15 protein-coding genes are annotated in these 15584 nt (G+C 50.1%); 5 read left to right on the forward strand and 10 right to left on the reverse strand.

The window, feature by feature from the left end:
* Positions 1 to 4: 4 nt before the first annotated feature.
* Genes ICL07_RS03490 through ICL07_RS03500 form a run of 3 tightly spaced genes read right to left on the reverse strand, consistent with a single transcriptional unit; the run spans position 5 to position 3396 of the window.
* On the reverse strand, positions 5 to 1006 hold the full coding sequence (locus ICL07_RS03490; protein WP_188086552.1) for a 4-hydroxyproline epimerase: 1002 nt from the start codon (positions 1004 to 1006) through the stop codon (positions 5 to 7).
* A gap of 37 nt (positions 1007 to 1043) precedes the next feature.
* Positions 1044 to 2468, reverse strand: a complete 1425-nt coding sequence (locus ICL07_RS03495) for an aldehyde dehydrogenase (NADP(+)) (protein ID WP_188086553.1) — start codon at positions 2466 to 2468, stop codon at positions 1044 to 1046.
* 10 nt (positions 2469 to 2478) lie between these two features.
* Positions 2479 to 3396: a dihydrodipicolinate synthase family protein gene (locus ICL07_RS03500; RefSeq protein WP_246484968.1), complete on the reverse strand. Its 918-nt coding sequence runs from the start codon at positions 3394 to 3396 to the stop codon at positions 2479 to 2481.
* Between the two features lie 196 nt (positions 3397 to 3592).
* Here ICL07_RS03500 and ICL07_RS03505 point away from each other — a divergent pair, with 196 nt between their 5' ends.
* Complete coding sequence (locus ICL07_RS03505) at positions 3593 to 4480, forward strand: AraC family transcriptional regulator (protein WP_188086554.1); 888 nt, start codon at positions 3593 to 3595, stop codon at positions 4478 to 4480.
* Positions 4481 to 4540: 60 nt separating this feature from the next.
* On the opposite strand, the gene ICL07_RS03510 is transcribed toward ICL07_RS03505, so the two are convergent.
* Positions 4541 to 4981: an Hsp20/alpha crystallin family protein gene (locus ICL07_RS03510; protein WP_188086555.1), complete on the reverse strand. Its 441-nt coding sequence runs from the start codon at positions 4979 to 4981 to the stop codon at positions 4541 to 4543.
* Positions 4982 to 5162: 181 nt separating this feature from the next.
* Between ICL07_RS03510 and ICL07_RS03515 the strand changes: the two genes are divergently transcribed.
* A complete protein-coding gene (locus tag ICL07_RS03515; protein ID WP_188086556.1) occupies positions 5163 to 5609 on the forward strand; it encodes a hypothetical protein in 447 nt (148 codons plus the stop codon).
* Between the two features lie 5 nt (positions 5610 to 5614).
* Here ICL07_RS03515 and ICL07_RS03520 read toward each other — a convergent pair whose 3' ends face one another.
* The 3 genes from ICL07_RS03520 to ICL07_RS03530 are packed head-to-tail and all read right to left on the reverse strand — an operon-like array spanning position 5615 to position 8393.
* Positions 5615 to 6622 carry a zinc-dependent alcohol dehydrogenase family protein gene (locus ICL07_RS03520; protein ID WP_223151737.1) on the reverse strand — a complete coding sequence of 336 codons (1008 nt, stop codon included), beginning with the start codon at positions 6620 to 6622 and terminating at the stop codon, positions 5615 to 5617.
* Positions 6623 to 6633: 11 nt separating this feature from the next.
* Positions 6634 to 7353, reverse strand: coding sequence for a polysaccharide deacetylase family protein (locus ICL07_RS03525; protein ID WP_188086557.1), 720 nt, complete (start codon positions 7351 to 7353; stop codon positions 6634 to 6636).
* A 2-nt stretch (positions 7354 to 7355) separates the two neighbouring features.
* A complete protein-coding gene (locus ICL07_RS03530) occupies positions 7356 to 8393 on the reverse strand; it encodes a hypothetical protein (RefSeq protein WP_188086558.1) in 1038 nt (345 codons plus the stop codon).
* 72 nt (positions 8394 to 8465) lie between these two features.
* On the opposite strand from ICL07_RS03530, the gene ICL07_RS03535 reads away from it, so the two are divergent.
* Both ICL07_RS03535 and ICL07_RS03540 read left to right on the forward strand, forming a co-directional pair.
* On the forward strand, positions 8466 to 9188 hold the full coding sequence (locus ICL07_RS03535; RefSeq protein WP_188086559.1) for a HEAT repeat domain-containing protein: 723 nt from the start codon (positions 8466 to 8468) through the stop codon (positions 9186 to 9188).
* A gap of 475 nt (positions 9189 to 9663) precedes the next feature.
* Positions 9664 to 10287, forward strand: coding sequence for a hypothetical protein (locus ICL07_RS03540; RefSeq protein ID WP_188086560.1), 624 nt, complete (start codon positions 9664 to 9666; stop codon positions 10285 to 10287).
* Here the strand turns inward: ICL07_RS03540 and ICL07_RS03545 are convergent.
* On the reverse strand, positions 10284 to 11111 hold the full coding sequence (locus ICL07_RS03545; protein WP_188086561.1) for a sigma-70 family RNA polymerase sigma factor: 828 nt from the start codon (positions 11109 to 11111) through the stop codon (positions 10284 to 10286). The genes ICL07_RS03540 and ICL07_RS03545 overlap by 4 nt on opposite strands.
* Positions 11112 to 11501: a winged helix-turn-helix transcriptional regulator gene (locus tag ICL07_RS03550; protein WP_188086562.1), complete on the reverse strand. Its 390-nt coding sequence runs from the start codon at positions 11499 to 11501 to the stop codon at positions 11112 to 11114. It abuts the gene before it with no gap.
* Between the two features lie 85 nt (positions 11502 to 11586).
* On the opposite strand from ICL07_RS03550, the gene ICL07_RS03555 reads away from it, so the two are divergent.
* Positions 11587 to 13008 carry an MFS transporter gene (locus ICL07_RS03555; protein WP_188086563.1) on the forward strand — a complete coding sequence of 474 codons (1422 nt, stop codon included), beginning with the start codon at positions 11587 to 11589 and terminating at the stop codon, positions 13006 to 13008.
* On the opposite strand, the gene mgtA is transcribed toward ICL07_RS03555, so the two are convergent.
* A complete protein-coding gene (gene mgtA / locus ICL07_RS03560; protein WP_188086564.1) occupies positions 12998 to 15565 on the reverse strand; it encodes a magnesium-translocating P-type ATPase in 2568 nt (855 codons plus the stop codon). The two genes, ICL07_RS03555 and mgtA, sit on opposite strands and share 11 nt — an antisense overlap.
* Positions 15566 to 15584: the final 19 nt, after the last annotated feature.

Raw genomic sequence — 15584 nt, forward strand, 5'->3', positions numbered from 1 at the left:
AGTATCAGATTACCTGTAGTCCGTAAGCGTAAGGATCGTCTTCCGGATCAATAGAAATAGTGTTGTATCCATATACCCTGGCCCATCCTTCGATGCTGGGACGGATAGCCGGCATGCCACCTATGGTGGTCTCCTCTTCTATCCTGCCGGTGAAGCGGGAACCGATGATGCTTTCATGTACAAAAGCATCGCCGCTTTTCAGCTTTCCTTTGGCATACCATTGCGCCATCCTTGCGGAGGTACCGGTACCACAGGGAGAACGGTCAATCGCTTTATCGCCATAAAACACCGCATTGCGTGCCGTGGAAGTGGAATCCAATACAGCGCCCGTCCACAGCACATGCGAGCAACCATTGATCTGCGGATTGTCCGGATGCACGAAACTGCGGTTTTCGTTGATCCGTTTCCGTAGTTCCCTGGCCCAACCGATCAATTGGGAAGCAGTGAAATGTTCCAGTCCCGGGAAACGTTCCTGTACATCCACGATGGCGTAGAAGTTGCCGCCATAAGCCACATCGACTGTCAGCGGGCCCAGATCGGGGCAATCTACCACGATACCGGTAGCCGCCAGGTAAGACGGAACATTGGTGAGCTTCACGCTTTTCACTTTGTTACCCTGCTGCTGGTATTTTACTTCCACCAATCCGGCAGGTGTTTCCATTCTTACCCGTCCCCGTGTCTGCGGATGAATGAGCCCTTCTTCAATAGCGATCGTAATGGTACCGATAGTGCCATGGCCGCACATAGGCAGACAGCCGCTGGTTTCGATAAAAAGCACTGCCACATCATTGGCCGGATCATGAGGCGGATACAGGATACTGCCGCTCATCATGTCGTGGCCGCGGGGTTCAAACATCAGGCCTTTCCTGATCCAGTCGTACTCACGGAGAAAGTGGTCTCGTTTTTCGCTCATATTACTGCCTTTCAGGACAGGGCCACCGCCGGCCACCAGCCTGACGGGGTTACCGCAGGTATGTGCATCGATGCAGAAAAAAGTATGCTTCAAGTGGATATAATTTGCTGGTTAATAAAATGGCACGCGCTTAACGGGTGAACTGGTTATCCACCAAACGCCATATAGCACGGGGGTTGGCGGACTTGAGTTCATCCGGCAGCAGCGTGTCCGGGAACTGCTGGAAACATACCGGTCTTACCCAGCGACGGATAGCCGCAGTACCGACGGAAGTGAAACGGGCGTCAGTAGTGGCCGGATAGGGACCGCCATGTACCATGGCAGCGCATACTTCCACACCGGTAGGGGGTCCATTCAGGATGATACGGCCGGCGAGGGTGATTTGTACATCGATGACTTCCTGCCATTGGGCGAGGTCTTCATCGGTAGCCATCACGCTGGTGGTGAGCTGCCCTTTCAGGCTGCGCAGCACGGCCAGGAGTTCCGTTTTGTCTTTACAGTTAACAAGCAGCGCATGTGGTCCGAATACTTCTTCCCTTAGTACCGGGTTGGCCAGAAGGGCAGCGCCTGTAGTAAGTGCCAGCGACGGCCGTACTGCGTCGTCGTCGAAATCGGGTACCGGTGCGGATGGCAGTGTTACCTCACTGTTTGCAAACATACGACTACGGCCCTGGATAAACGAAGTACGAATGCCGGGATGCAACATTTTCTGCGGCGCCGTTTTTTCCAGCGCAGCACCCAGCTGTTGCTGGAACTGCGTAAAAGCAGGGCTTTCCAGCCCTATCAGCAAACCGGGATTGGTACAAAATTGCCCGGCTCCGAGCGCAATGGAGGCGGCAAAGGTCTCCGCCAGTTCCCCGCTACGGGTATGCAGCGCCTGCGGCAGAAACACCACCGGGTTCACACTGCCCATCTCGGCAAAAACAGGGATCGGGTTCTCCCGCTCCGCCGCATAGGCGCAGAGGGCTTTACCGCCCTGTAAGGAACCGGTAAAGCCAACGCCTGAGGTATAGGGATGAACGACCAGTGCTTTGCCGGTATGATAGTCGCCGGTAACATGTTGCACCGTATGCACGGGCATACCGCATTGCGCCACAGCCGCCTGTATCGCTTCAAAAACCAATAAAGACGTACGGGCATGCGCCGGATGACCTTTCACCACCACGGTAGCACCGGCGGCCAGTGCGCTGGCGGTATCACCGCCGGCAGTGGAGAAAGCAAAAGGAAAATTACTGGCGCCAAATACCACTACCGGTCCTACCGGCAACAACATCCGCCGGATATTGGGGGTGGTGTCTATCACGGCTTCCACCCAGCTGCCTTCTTTTATCAGGTCGGCAAAACGTTGCAGCTGTGTGGTGGTGCGTACGATTTCGCCATTCAGCCTGGCCGCAGGCAGATTGGTTTCTTCTCCGGCAGCCTGCACCAGTACTTCGCGCCGGGCGGTGATCTCCGCACCGATGGCTTCCAGGAAAGCCGCCCGTTGTACGGGCGGAATATCTTTATACTGTTCGTAGGCTGTGGCAGCCTGTTGCATTATCTGATCTATCTGCATCCTGTTGAAATTATAGAGAGAGATAATCGGGCAGTACAGGGCGTTGGGCTACTGCCGTACGTATTACCTGCAGCACTTTTTCCCTTTCGGCACCCTCCAGTACTAAACGCGGCGCTCTTACGAATTCGCTGCCCAGTCCTACTTCGGCTTCCGCCAGCTTGATAAATTGTACCAGTTTGGGATACAGGTCCAGCTCCAGCAGTGGCAGGAACCAGCGATAGATATCCAGCGCTTCTTTAACCCTGCCGGCCTTTACCAGGCGGTAAATGGCTACTGTCTCCGCAGGGAAAGCATCTACCAGTCCGCCTACCCAGCCATGCGCGCCCAGTACCATTTCTTCCAGTGCTAACGTGTCGAGACCGCATAATATTTTAAAGCGGTCGCCAAAACGGTTAATCATCCGTGTTACATTGGATACGTCGCGGGTAGATTCTTTAACCGCCTGGATATTAGGCAGTTCCTGCAGCTGGTCAAAGATATCGAGGGTGACTTCAATTTTATAATCGACAGGATTATTATATACCATGATGGGCAGGTCGGTGGAAGCGGCTACGGTTTTAAACCAGGTAGCGGTTTCGCGGTCGTCGCTGCGGTAGCGCATAGGTGGCAGCAGCATAATACCGGAAGCGCCCCATTTTTTGACTAACCCGGCCTGACGGATGGCTTCACGGGTAGCGCCTTCGGCGATGTTTACCACAACGGGAATTTTACCGGCTACTTTTTCTACGGTGAATTTTGTCAGGGATTCTTTTTCAGCCGTTGTCAGCGTACTGGCTTCTCCCAGTGAACCGCCGAGGATAATACCATCAATACCGGCTGCCAGCTGAGCCTGCAGATTTTTCTCAAACAAGGGGAGGTCCAGTTCATCGCCTGCGGTAAATTTGGTAGTGATGGCGGGAAATACGCCTTTCCATTCGATAGACATCATGTTTTCTTTTTTCCTCAAAAATATCCCGGACGCCCGCAGGCGGCTTTCCCGATAGTAATCAATTATAGCCTGATATTAACCAGTTTTGAAAAAAACAGGCATACCTTACCGTTTTTTAACCAGTTCCCCGACCAAGCGGTTACAATACGGTTAATATTCGTAATATTGACCCATTCACCAACAATCCGCCAATGTTATGAAAGTCTTACAGTTTACCGTACCTGTGGCACTCGATAAATCCATCATCGTGCAAAAAGACGTATTACCCTTTTTTTACCCGCACCTGCACCGGCACCAGGAAGTACAGCTCACCTGGGTACAACAGGGAGAAGGCACCCTCGTCGCCGATAACAACATGCATGCATTCCGCCCCAGCGACATCTTCTGGCTGGGCGCTAATCAACCTCATATCTTTAAAAGCGACCCGTCCTATTTTGCACCGCGGAACCGTAAAAAAATTATGGCACTGGTGATCTTCTTTAATCCCGATGGCAACCTCGCATCCCTGTTCAACCTCCCTGAGATGAAACCCCTGAAGAACTTTGTACAACAGCAGCAATGCGGTTTTAAAGTACCTTCCCTGCAAACACCGGACATCTCTGCACAGATGCTACGCATATCCAACAGCAACGGGCCTGAACAACTCATGCACTTTGTGGAACTGCTCCGCCTCCTGTCCGGCTACACGGATATTAGCCCGCTGGCTACCGTCAATAAAAAGGTAACGGTGAGCGATCATGATGGTATCCGCATCGGGAATATCTATAACTATATCATGCATAATTATGAACATCCGATCACCCTGGAAGATGCTGCCAGTCAGGTTCACATGACACCACACGCTTTTTGCCGCTTCTTTAAAAAACATACGCTGCATACTTTTGTGTCGTTCCTCAATGAAGTGCGTATCAACGAAGCCTGTAAAAAACTGACGGACGGTAATTATGATAATATTGCTACAGTAGCCTATACAAGCGGGTTTAACAGCATCACCAATTTCAACCGGGTGTTTAAATCCGTTACCGGTAAGTCCCCCAGCGAATATCTTAACAGTTATTTTCAACATGTGGAGAAAACAAACTAAGAAGGCTGACCAAATGGTCAGCCCGGTAGTTTTATCGTGTATCCGTTATCGTAAGTTAATTCACTTCACAGGGATTTCCATATTCCTGCCATTCTTTTTGGAGTCTTCATTTTTGGGTAACCTGATTTTCAGCACACCATCATCGTAATGTGCATCAATCTTATCTTTGGATACCCCTTCGGGAAGATGAAAACTGCGGGAAAAACTGCTGTAGTTATACTCCTGCCGGCTGTATTTGCCGCTCTTTTCTTCTTTCTCTGTTTCTGTTTCCGCACTGATAGTCAGCAATTCGCCTTCCAGTTCTATTTTAAAATCAGATTTCTTTAAGCCAGGGGCTGCCATCGACAGCCTGTAACTTTCTTTGTCTTCTGTTACATTCACCGCAGGAACAGTCAATGCATGTACCCCGTAAAAATCGCTCGCCCAGTCTTTCCAGGGGCGGAAAAAATCATCAAATACAGATGGTAAACCTGCACGTTTGGTTACTGTTTGTGTAGCCATAAGTACCTCCTTTTTTTAAAACAAACCTACAACATCGTATACATGCAAAGAATGAGGCCAGTCAGCCGGAAACCTGATTAAAATCAATCTTTTACCCGTCTCAACAGTTATAACATTCATTGCAGGATAACTGTTAATAGGGTATAAAAACTTATCAGTCACCCCTATAAATAATAACCCCATGCGCATATATCAGCTGCTGATGCTCATTCCCTTCTCATGGATATGTTATCACACTTCACAGGCACAACAATCCGAAAGTAAAGCCGCCGCTGCCATCCGGCATATCAAGGAAACAACCAGGGCAGGACTGGATTCGCTGGACCGCGAACAGGAGAAAATAGATGGCGATGCCATCCACCTGAAAAAAGAAGCGATCGCTGACTATAAAAAAGAGATAACCGATATCCGGCGCAGCGAGGTTAAACTGCGGCGACGGGTCAGAGAAGAATCGAAGATAGCGGATGAAAAATGGGAATCTTTCAAGACCTCGGTGGAAAAGGATTTCCACACGATTAAACAACGGGTGGAACATCTCCGGGAAAAAGTAAAAAAAGGGCTGCCGGACAACGACCAGCAGGGGCCACCATCCGAAAACAATTCCGCTCCCACTACCCTGCTGACATAAACAGTTTACATCACCAGCACCGCAGCGCCTTTCACATGGCCGCCCCGCAACGCCAGTATCGCTTCATTAGCCTGTTCCAGCGGATAGGTTTGTATAATGGCAGATACCGGTACATGCTGCAACAGTTCCATCAGCAACTTCCCGTCCTCGCGGGTAAGATTGGCTACCGAATGAATGCTGCGTTCTTCCCACAACAAACGATAAGCAAACCCGGGAATGTCGCTCATATGGATGCCGGCGCAAACCACCACCCCGCCTTTGTCTGTCTGCGATAACGCTTTCGGCACCAGCGCACCATCCGCCGCAAAAATGATAGCCGCGTCCAGCGGTACCGGCGGCTCGTCCAGTGAGCTACCCGCCCATGCGGCGCCCATCTTCAGCGCAAAACTTTCGCCGGCCTTATCATCGGGACGGGTAAAAGCGTAAATGGATTTATAATGAAACTGCGCTATCTGCACAAGGATATGTGCGGCGGCGCCAAAACCATAAAAACCAATATGCTGCGCGTGTTCGGGCAGCATACGCCAGCTGCGGTACCCGATCAAACCAGCGCACATCAGCGGCGCACCACCGGGATGCACATAGGTTTCCGGTATAGGTAAACAATAAGCGGCCAGTGCAACGGTGTATTCGGCATAACCGCCGTTAACGTTGTAACCGGTAAAGAGCGCATGTTCGCACAGGTTCTCCTGGCCGTGTGAACAGAATTTGCAATGCCCGCAGGTATACGCCAGCCAGGGTATGCCCACCTTATCGCCTATCGCCGGAGAAGTTACACCATCTCCCACAGCCACTACTTCACCAATAATCTCATGCCCGGGTATGAGTGGCAATTCAGGCGTCGGCAGTTCACCATCGATGATATGCAGATCTGTTCTGCAAACGCCGCAGGCGATCACCCGCACCAGCACCTGTCCGCCTTCGGGCACAGGTACCGGTACCGTTTGCAACGTCAGTGGCTGTCCTTTCTTTTCCATCACCATAGCGCGCATGGCGGAGGGGATATTATTCATGATAAGAGCGTTTATTGCGTTCCATACAAAGTCATCTCATGCAGCAGTTGAGCGCCGGACCAGCCACCGTTGACTATCAGGCGGCGGAGCGTAAACAGTACCTTTCCCGGCGCAGGCAGGTGGTTCAGCTGAAAAGCAGCCTTATAACCGGCCTGCTGTACGTGTGTGATGATGCTGTCGTTGTACGCACCAAAGGGATAGGCGAAATACACGACCGGTCTGCCGGTGATTTTTTCCAGCTGCTGCCGGGGCGTCACCAGTTCCTGATGCCAGTCCTTGTAACCCTCCGGAAAAGGATGGTCCCAGGTATGACTGGCCACCACATGCCCCTGGTCTGCCAGTGCTTTGATCTGTGCGGATGACAGGTAATGCGGTTTGTTTAAAGTAACCGTCATCACAAAAAACACGCCTTTAAAATGATACCGTTCTAACAACGGCGCTGCTACCGTGTAATGCTCGGCATGGGAGTCATCAAAAGTGATCATACAGGCATGGGCAGGAAAAGGTTTACGCTGCTGTAGCAGCGCCACCATCTCATCCGGCAGGATGGTATGATAGCCGCTGTCAGATAACGTTTTCAGCTGCCGTTCGAACTGATGACGGTCAATATGCAGCCCGTCGTTTTTATGTGTTCCCGGTTCTGTGATATTGTGGTAACACAATACCGGGAGTTGCTGGGCGGAAGCCATGAGGGAGAGGCAACAGCCCCAGATAACAAGGAAACGTTTCATGGTTATTGGTATTGAATATAAACCGGGCGGGGAAACAGTGCCAGCACTTCTTCCGGTTCCATCAGGTGGCCGCCCGTGGCGATGTCTACCTCATAAAACAGTTTAAAGCCGGTAAACTGTACCGGTTGACCGGCAATCCAGCTCCGGTAAGTGTTTTTCTTTTTTGCCACGCTGCCGAATCCGTCCATGTCCATCACCAGCTGTACTTCCGGGCGCAGTTGTATGTTTTTATAGCCGGTGACCATGCCTTGCGTAAAACGGTGCACCACCAGTATTTTCGGCGGCAGCTGATGTTGTTTCACCAAATTAGCCAGCCAGGAACTGGCGTAGTTGATATCCTCCGCATCCATGGTGCCAATTACGGAACACGGTACCTCGCCATGTTTCATGGAATATTCCGGATCAATACCCAGGTGTACTTCCGGCCGCAACAGGTATTTCTCCAGCAGCGGCAGTTCTTCCTGTACGGTGCTGTGCCCGGGTTGTATATCCAGGAAAACGATCGCATGTGCCTGCGCGGCTATCTCCAGCGCTTTATTGATCGCGGATTCCGGCATCCGTAAGCGGTATTTACCGTCTTTACCCGGGCTACGCTGGGCGGTGACCGCGATATAATGAAAAGCCGGCAATACAGGCATAGACGAATCTGCCGCCTGCCACATCGCAGCGGCAGCGGTCAGATGCGCCAGCATGGTATCTACCGGCACGGTACCCAGCACGCCCAACCTGGGGGTATAAAAATTCCCATAGTAGGCCACAATGCGGTAAAAAGGCAACAACGCCCCCGGCAGCGGGTAGTCACGCTGATAAGGCCAGGCAATGGCAGCAGAATCATGCAACAGGTGCAACATCTTTTGCCGGTAAACCAGGGTATCCGGCGCCGTTGGTTGATTGACAGGAGCCGTTTGTTCGGTTACAACAGGTTTGGAGGGCCTTTCTTCTACCGGAGACCGGGAGGGCTTCCATATCATCCATGCCAGCAATAATAAGATCAGTAACAAGATCAGTATAACAATGATCAACTTTCCTGCTTGTTTCATCGTAGTACTTTATAACACTGTCATAACAAACTCCGAAGGCAATCGGTTGTGGATAAAACGTATATTGCTGGTATGACAGACAAAAAAGAGGTAGGTTTATTCGAAGACTGGTTAAAAAGAATTGTGGAGCATCCGCTTGAAGCAGAAAAACGCCGTTTTATATGGGAAGTGATGAGAAGTCCGTTTGTGGAGTTTCATTATAGCCTGTTAAAAGACAACTCCCTGGATGAACAATTCAGAAGGGATTTAATGCACCGGTTCAACGAACACGGAGAAAAAGCCGAAACACTTTTACTATCAAAATTAGATAACGGCGAAGACAAGGATTTCCAGGCAGACATGATTTTCCTGTTGGGGAAAATGAGTAAAAAGCATAAAGCCACTACCCTCGCATATGCCCGCAAATTTGCCGAAAGTAAAAACATCTATGAAAGAGACCGGGCCATTATTGTACTGGGCTGGATAGGCACGATGGAAGATACCCACATTTTTGAAAATCATCTGTTACAGGATACCGATATGCATTGCAGAGCCTGGAGTGCCTCTTCCTTTATGCAATTGTGGTTCAAAGAGGAAAGTGAAATGCTGAAACAAAAGGCATTCCGGGTCTATAAAATCGCGCTGGCAGCCGAAAAGGACTATTTTGTGCTTTCCGTGATCTTGTCTGCTATCAGGGAAATGGGCAAAACCAAACTCGGCATTTCCCAAACTGCCTTAGATGAATTGGATACCGAAAAAATCGATGCATCAAAAGTCAAAGCCCTGAGATTTTTGGATAAAGCGTTAAAATCCTGACGATCATCGGGAAGATGATGGTTGTTTTTCCCTTTCGGGAGATGACTATAAGGGAGAAAAAACAAAACGTACCATATTCTTAAAACAAAAAGTACAATTCCCGTTATCATTGGCATTTAGCTAAAAACGCTACTGTAGCCAACTCTCACCTATCAGGCATTTTCAATAATACACCTGATAATACACCTTTCTGTACACCCAATGCGTATTATTAATAGAATAGCACTATCTAAATCATTATAAATTGATAGCATAAACATTAGACAAATTTATATAGCTATTTTATTCAAACGTTTTGCAGCCTTCCACCTGCCAGGGTATCAGCGCCAAAACCAATACTGTCAATGATTTCCAACATATTATCATTTTATCCAATTATACGTTTCGTTCGTACGCCCCTACAGTCAGCCAATTTTTTTTTAAGTGCCTTGTCACAAAAAGTCCACTTCACCTGTCCTTGCTGAAAATGGATTTTATGACTAAAAGCGCTCATGCTACCTCCTGCAGCAAAACAATTCATTACTGGTCAGGTATTACCCTATCCGTATTTATCGGTTTTCATCTTTTTAACCAGCTGACTTCATTGATAGGCGCCGACGCGCATATAAAAGTGATGCAGGCTTTCCGGACCGTATACCGGCATCCGGCAGTGGAAACCATTCTCCTGATAGCGGTCCTGTTCCAGGCAGTAACCGGGCTGAAAATGGTTTTTACGCGTAAACGCAGCAGTACCGTAGAAAAGATCCAGGTGTATTCCGGGTTATACCTCTCCTTCTTTTTGTTTTTTCATGTGGGAGCCGTGTTATACGGCCGTTGGCTGGGGATGAACACTCATTTCTACTTCGCGGCAGCCGGACTGAATATGTACCCGGCTATGTTCTTTTTCATTCCGTACTACCTGTTGGCCGTGGCGGGGGTAACCTTACATGTGGCGGCTGTTCATTACCGCAAAACCGGCTCCCTGGGCTGGTCACGGGCCATTGCGATCACCGGGGTGCTGGCTGCCCTGTTGATTATCATCGGCTTCACCAATCGTTTTCAATGGCGGGAGATACCGCCTGCCAACAAAGCCTTTATCCAACAATCGTTCGGGGGCTAACGGAGCTTGTCGGGGTTGCGTACAAAATAAACCGTATGGATACCTTCCCCGTCCATCGATAATAGCATAATGGTATCCACCGCACCGGTGGCGGCATTGTAACAGATGATGCCTGGTTCGCCATTGATACCGGCTACCTCGTAACGCAGTTCCCGATCGCGTTTGGTATAGATGCCCAGCAGGAAAGCTGTTGCTGCAGTACGGCCGGTTAACGGTATGCGGGCGGCGGCAGCTTTTCCTCCACCATCGGAGTAGATGGTAATATCTTCTTTGAGGCAACTCATGAGGCGCGCTGCATCGCCACCGGAGCAGGCTTCCATAAATGCCTGGAATAAAGCGTTGCGCCGCTCACTTGCCGGCGTATACCGTATTTTACCGGCTGCTATTTTTTCCTTCGCGCGGTGAAACAGCTGCCGGCAATGATCCGGCGCGAGGTCCAGTATCGCCGCAATTTCTTCATAATTATAACTCATTGTTTCCCGCAGGATAAACACCGCCCTTTCCGATGGATTGAGGGTTTGCAACAGGATCAGCAAGGCAAAGGAAATATCCTGGTCATGGATATACGAAAAACGTTCCTGGAATATGGGGGAGGGTAAATCGATACCGGGATAGACCGTTTTTTTACGTGCTTCCAGCAGGGAAAAACAACGGTGCATCACCGCTTTAACGAGGTAGTTTTCCGGATGCCGAATGGCGGCTGTGTCCTGCCGGGAATACGCCAGGAATACTTCCTGTAGTATATCTTCCGCATCCATGGCATTTTTGGTCATCTTATAGGCTACCGCAAACAAAGTGCTGCGGTATTGTTCAATCACTGTCATCTAACAATTTTGGGAACCTTTTATGGCATAGTAGGCATCGCCCCAGTCGCATAACGCCTGGATAGTGGGCACCAGTTGAATACCGATGGGGGTGAGTTTGTATTCCACGCGGGGTGGTGTTTCCGCATATACTTTCCTCTCGATGATACCGTCACGTTCCAGTTCGCGCAATTGCAGCGTGAGCGTGGCATGGGTAATGTCTTTCATCTTTTTGCGTAATTCTCCGAAACGCATCGGGCATTCCTTGCGGATAGCATTCAACAATAACAATTTCCATTTCCCGCCGATTACCTTCATGGCTTTTGTCATGGCACAGTTATTTTCTTCTTCCCATAGGAGTTTCCCCGACTGTGTATCTATCTGAATATCATCAATAGTATTTTTTTTCATACCAGGTATTGTTCTTTAAACTACTTGTTACAATTCGCCACCATGCTCAACTTTGACATCCTAAAGTTAACGAAAACAGGATATTATGAACAGACTGTCTCTAAAATGGTTATCGCTGGTGATTGTATCAACATCCGTATTTCTCGCCGTCATCGATATTTTTATTGTGAACGTGGCTTTGCCCTCCATTCGCCAGGGGGTGCAAGGTACTGAATCCGATATGCAGCTGATTATCGCATTGTATTTATTGGGCTATGCCGCCTTCCTGATCACCGGCGGACGGCTGGGTGATCATTACGGTAAAAAAAGGGTATTCATCGTATCCATGCTGGTATTTACTTTCAGCTCATTGTTGTGTGGCATTGCTCAAACGGCGTGGCAGCTGAATACCGCCCGTTTCATTCAGGGCATCAGTGCCGCCTTTATGATCCCGCAGGGTATCAGCTATATTCATGTGTTGTTCCCCGAACATAAGGAGCGTATCAAAGCACTGGGTGTTTATGGCAGCATTGCCGGTTCTGCTTCTGTAATCGGGCAGTTCCTGGGCGGTATCTTACCGGATATACACTGGATAGTATCCGGCTGGCGTTTGTTATTTCTTATCAACCTGCCGCTGGGATTGGCTGCTGCGTTGTTAGCAGCCCGCTATCTTACAGACACGGTACAACAGCGGGAAGGCCGTTTTGATATCAGCGGAGTGGCCTTGCTCACCATAGCACTGTTCGGACTCGTATATCCGTTGATCCGTGGCCGTGAGTCAGGCTGGCCGCTGTGGAGCATACTTGCCCTGGCAGGCGCTGTAGGAGCCTTATTCCTGTTCCGCTACGATCAGCAACGCAAACTATCGGCCCGGAAAAATCCGCTGATCGATATGCAGTTGTTTTCCTACAAGGATTTTAACATCGCCTTATGTGCCGTATTGTTTTATTTTATGGTGCAGGATTCTTACTTCCTCATCAATGCTATTTTCATGCAAACGGGCCTGGGATATAGTTCTTCCGAAACCGGCGTCCTCTTTGTTTTTCAGGGGGTGGGCTACGTTGTGGCGTCACTGTTATCTATCCCATTGGTAAAACGTTATGGTAAACGGGTATTGCAGGGAGGCGTGCTGATCATGATGGTATCGCTGGTGATGCACCTGGTGTTTTTCTCCACGGGCAGCATTCCTAAAGCAGCGTTGCCGGTTATTCTATTTTTCTATGGTACCGGCTGTGGTTCCGTATTACCATCACTGCTGACCATGGCGCTGAAGAGTATTCCGGTACGTTTTGCCGGCGCTGCCTCCGGTACCTTTTCCACTTTCCAGCAAACCGCTATCGCATTAGGCATCGGCGTCAGCGGCGGGATATTCTTCAGTTTACTGGGGCATGTGCCTTCCCTCGCCGCCTATATGGGCGCCTATCAGGTCGCAACAGGCGTCAACATTGGTTTTCTCGCGCTGGTCAGCATCTTCCTGTACATCCTGCCCGAAGGGCAGCAAACAACAACGGTAACGGCTATACACTAGGTCTCTTTTTTTTCTCATAATGCCGGTGGAACCAGTTTTTCACCACCTGCGTCAACGCTACGTAAGCGATCAATATCAACACCAGCCAGCCCCAGAAAGCCGCCGGCAGCGGTACAAAACCGAAAGTACCTGCCAGCGGTGATACGGTGAGCCAGGCGCCTGCCGCCACAATAGCCACTGAAGTAAAAATCAGTGGCCAGCTGGCCCGGCTCTCAATAAAAGGAATGCGGTTGGTACGGATCACATGAATGATCAGCGTTTGCGTAAACAGCGATTCTATAAACCATCCGGTGTGAAACAGGTCAGGATTGTGCCAGGCATTAAATCCATATAGCAAAAGGAAAAAAGTAATGTAGTCAAAGATGGAACTGATAGGACCTATGACCAGTATAAAGTTCCGCAGTTCTCCCATCGTCCATTTGCGGGGTTTCACGAGCCAGCCGGCGTCTACATTATCGGTCGGAATAGCGGTCTGTGAAAAATCATACAGCAGGTTGTTGATCAGCACCTGTATGGGTAACATCGGCAAAAAAGGCAGGAACGCACTGGCGCCTACCACGCTGAACATATTACCGAAATTGGAGCTGGCCGCCATACGGATATACTTGATGATATTACCAAAAACGCGGCGGCCTTCTTCCACCCCTTGTTCCAATATCAACAGGCTATTTTCCAGCAGGATGATATCGGAAGCTTCTTTGGCGATATCTACGGCAGTATTCACAGAGATACCCACGTCTGCGGCTTTTAATGCCGGTGCATCATTGATACCATCGCCCATAAAACCTGTCACGTGGCCGTTTTGCTGAATCGCTTTGATGATACGCAGCTTATGAACAGGCGCCAGCCGCGCAAATACGTGATAATTCATGACGTCTGCCACCAGTTGTTCGTCTGTCATTTGCTCTATTTGTGGCCCGGGCAGGATGCGGTCCACATTCACTCCTACTTTGCGGCAGATGTAGGTGGTGATGGTTTCATTATCCCCCGTCAGTATCCTTACATCCACTTTCAGCGCACCCAGTTTTTGCAGGGCTTCGGAGGCTGTTTCCTTGGGCGGGTCCAGGAAAGCGAGGTAACCGGACAGTATCAGATCTGTTTCATCTTTAACACCATATACCGGCGCATCCGGCGCGCCTGGCATCCATTTGTAGGCCAGCGCCACTACGCGGAAGCCCTGTGCATTCAGGGCCGCTACCCGCTCCAGGCATTGTTGCCGTTGCGCCGGGGTTACCGGCATGGCGCGACCAGTAATTGCCACCTGGGTGCATTGTTCCATCACACTTTCCACCGCACCTTTGCAAATGAGAATATTGAGTCCTTCCTTATTTTCCAGTACAACAGACATGCGTTTACGCACGAAATCAAACGGGATCTCATCAATTTTACTGAATGCCTCCCGTACCTGCAAGGCAGCCGCCATCTCCTCATGGTCCAGGATCGCTTCATCCATGAGGTTTTTGAGGCCGGTATGGTAATAACTGTTCAGATAGGCATAATCCAGCACCTGCTGGTCGGCATCGCCATCCGGATTGAGGTATTGTTCCAGCACGATACGGCCTTCCGTGAGCGTACCGGTTTTATCGGTACAGAGAATGTCCATGGCGCCGAAGTTCTGGATGGCATTGAGTTTTTTGACGATGACCTTTTTACGGGACATGGCCATAGCCCCCTTGGAAAGGTTCACCGTTACGATCATGGGCAACATTTCCGGGGTAAGTCCAACGGCGACAGACAAGGCAAACAGGAACGCTTCCAGCCAATTGCCCCGGCTGAATCCATTGATCACAAATACCGCCGGCACCATCACGATGATAAAACGGATCATGAGCCAGGTGAAACTGTTGATACCTTTATCGAAACTGGTAACGACCTGCTGGTTGTTCATTTGCGCAGCCAGCGCGCCGAAATCGGTAGCTTCCCCGGTGTGTACCACCAGTGCGGTAGCGGAGCCGCTTTCCACATTGGTGCCCAGGTAACAGTTGTTGTTGGTATAACCGGCAGGTTCCGGTGTGGCAGTTTTCTCTACCGGCAATGATTCCCCGGTCAGCACAGCCTGGTTGAGAAACAGGTCTTTGGCATTGAGGAGTCTTACGTCTGCCGGTATCATATCTCCGGCGCCGAGCCGGACGATATCGCCGGGAACAAGCATCTTCAGCGGTATTTCCTGGTCTTGTCCATTGCGGCATACGGTGGCATGGGTGCTCACCAGCGCTTTTAGTTTCTCCGCCGCTTTATCGGCCCGCATTTCCTGTACATAACGGATGGCTACGCCCAGCACGACCATGGTAAAAATGACGATAGTAGAACGCACATCACCGGTCAGTAAGGATACTAATCCAAGAACCGTCAGCAGGATCACCAACGGGTTTTGCAGGCTGCGCCATAACCGCCGCCAGGGCGACAGCGGCTTTTCCGCCTTTACTTCATTGAGACCAAACTGCGCTCTCCGTTGCGCTGCTTCTGCGTCCGTCAGGCCTTCCGCCACAAATCCAACCCTCGTCTTAACATCTTCCAGGGGAAGCTCCATCAGGCTTCCGGTTTTATGATTGCTCATCGGGAAATGATTGCATGAT

This window comes from Chitinophaga qingshengii (assembly GCF_014529935.1).
Classification (GTDB): Bacteria; Bacteroidota; Bacteroidia; order Chitinophagales; family Chitinophagaceae; genus Chitinophaga; species Chitinophaga qingshengii.

Bases quoted from the DNA above. Each gene is read 5' to 3' on its own strand.
- ICL07_RS03545 (WP_188086561.1), bottom strand. From the start codon at position 11,111: ATGACAGTGATTGAACAATACCGCAGCACTTTGTTTGCGGTAGCCTAT.
- ICL07_RS03525 (WP_188086557.1), bottom strand. From the start codon at position 7,353: ATGAAACGTTTCCTTGTTATCTGGGGCTGTTGCCTCTCCCTCATGGCT.
- ICL07_RS03510 (WP_188086555.1), bottom strand. From the start codon at position 4,981: ATGGCTACACAAACAGTAACCAAACGTGCAGGTTTACCATCTGTATTT.
- ICL07_RS03505 (WP_188086554.1), top strand. From the start codon at position 3,593: ATGAAAGTCTTACAGTTTACCGTACCTGTGGCACTCGATAAATCCATC.
- mgtA (WP_188086564.1), bottom strand. From the start codon at position 15,565: ATGAGCAATCATAAAACCGGAAGCCTGATGGAGCTTCCCCTGGAAGAT.
- ICL07_RS03540 (WP_188086560.1), top strand. From the start codon at position 9,664: ATGACTAAAAGCGCTCATGCTACCTCCTGCAGCAAAACAATTCATTAC.
- ICL07_RS03515 (WP_188086556.1), top strand. From the start codon at position 5,163: ATGCGCATATATCAGCTGCTGATGCTCATTCCCTTCTCATGGATATGT.
- ICL07_RS03550 (WP_188086562.1), bottom strand. From the start codon at position 11,501: ATGAAAAAAAATACTATTGATGATATTCAGATAGATACACAGTCGGGG.
- ICL07_RS03500 (WP_246484968.1), bottom strand. From the start codon at position 3,396: ATGATGTCTATCGAATGGAAAGGCGTATTTCCCGCCATCACTACCAAA.
- ICL07_RS03555 (WP_188086563.1), top strand. From the start codon at position 11,587: ATGAACAGACTGTCTCTAAAATGGTTATCGCTGGTGATTGTATCAACA.
- ICL07_RS03535 (WP_188086559.1), top strand. From the start codon at position 8,466: ATGACAGACAAAAAAGAGGTAGGTTTATTCGAAGACTGGTTAAAAAGA.
- ICL07_RS03495 (WP_188086553.1), bottom strand. From the start codon at position 2,468: ATGCAGATAGATCAGATAATGCAACAGGCTGCCACAGCCTACGAACAG.
- ICL07_RS03530 (WP_188086558.1), bottom strand. From the start codon at position 8,393: ATGAAACAAGCAGGAAAGTTGATCATTGTTATACTGATCTTGTTACTG.
- ICL07_RS03520 (WP_223151737.1), bottom strand. From the start codon at position 6,622: ATGAATAATATCCCCTCCGCCATGCGCGCTATGGTGATGGAAAAGAAA.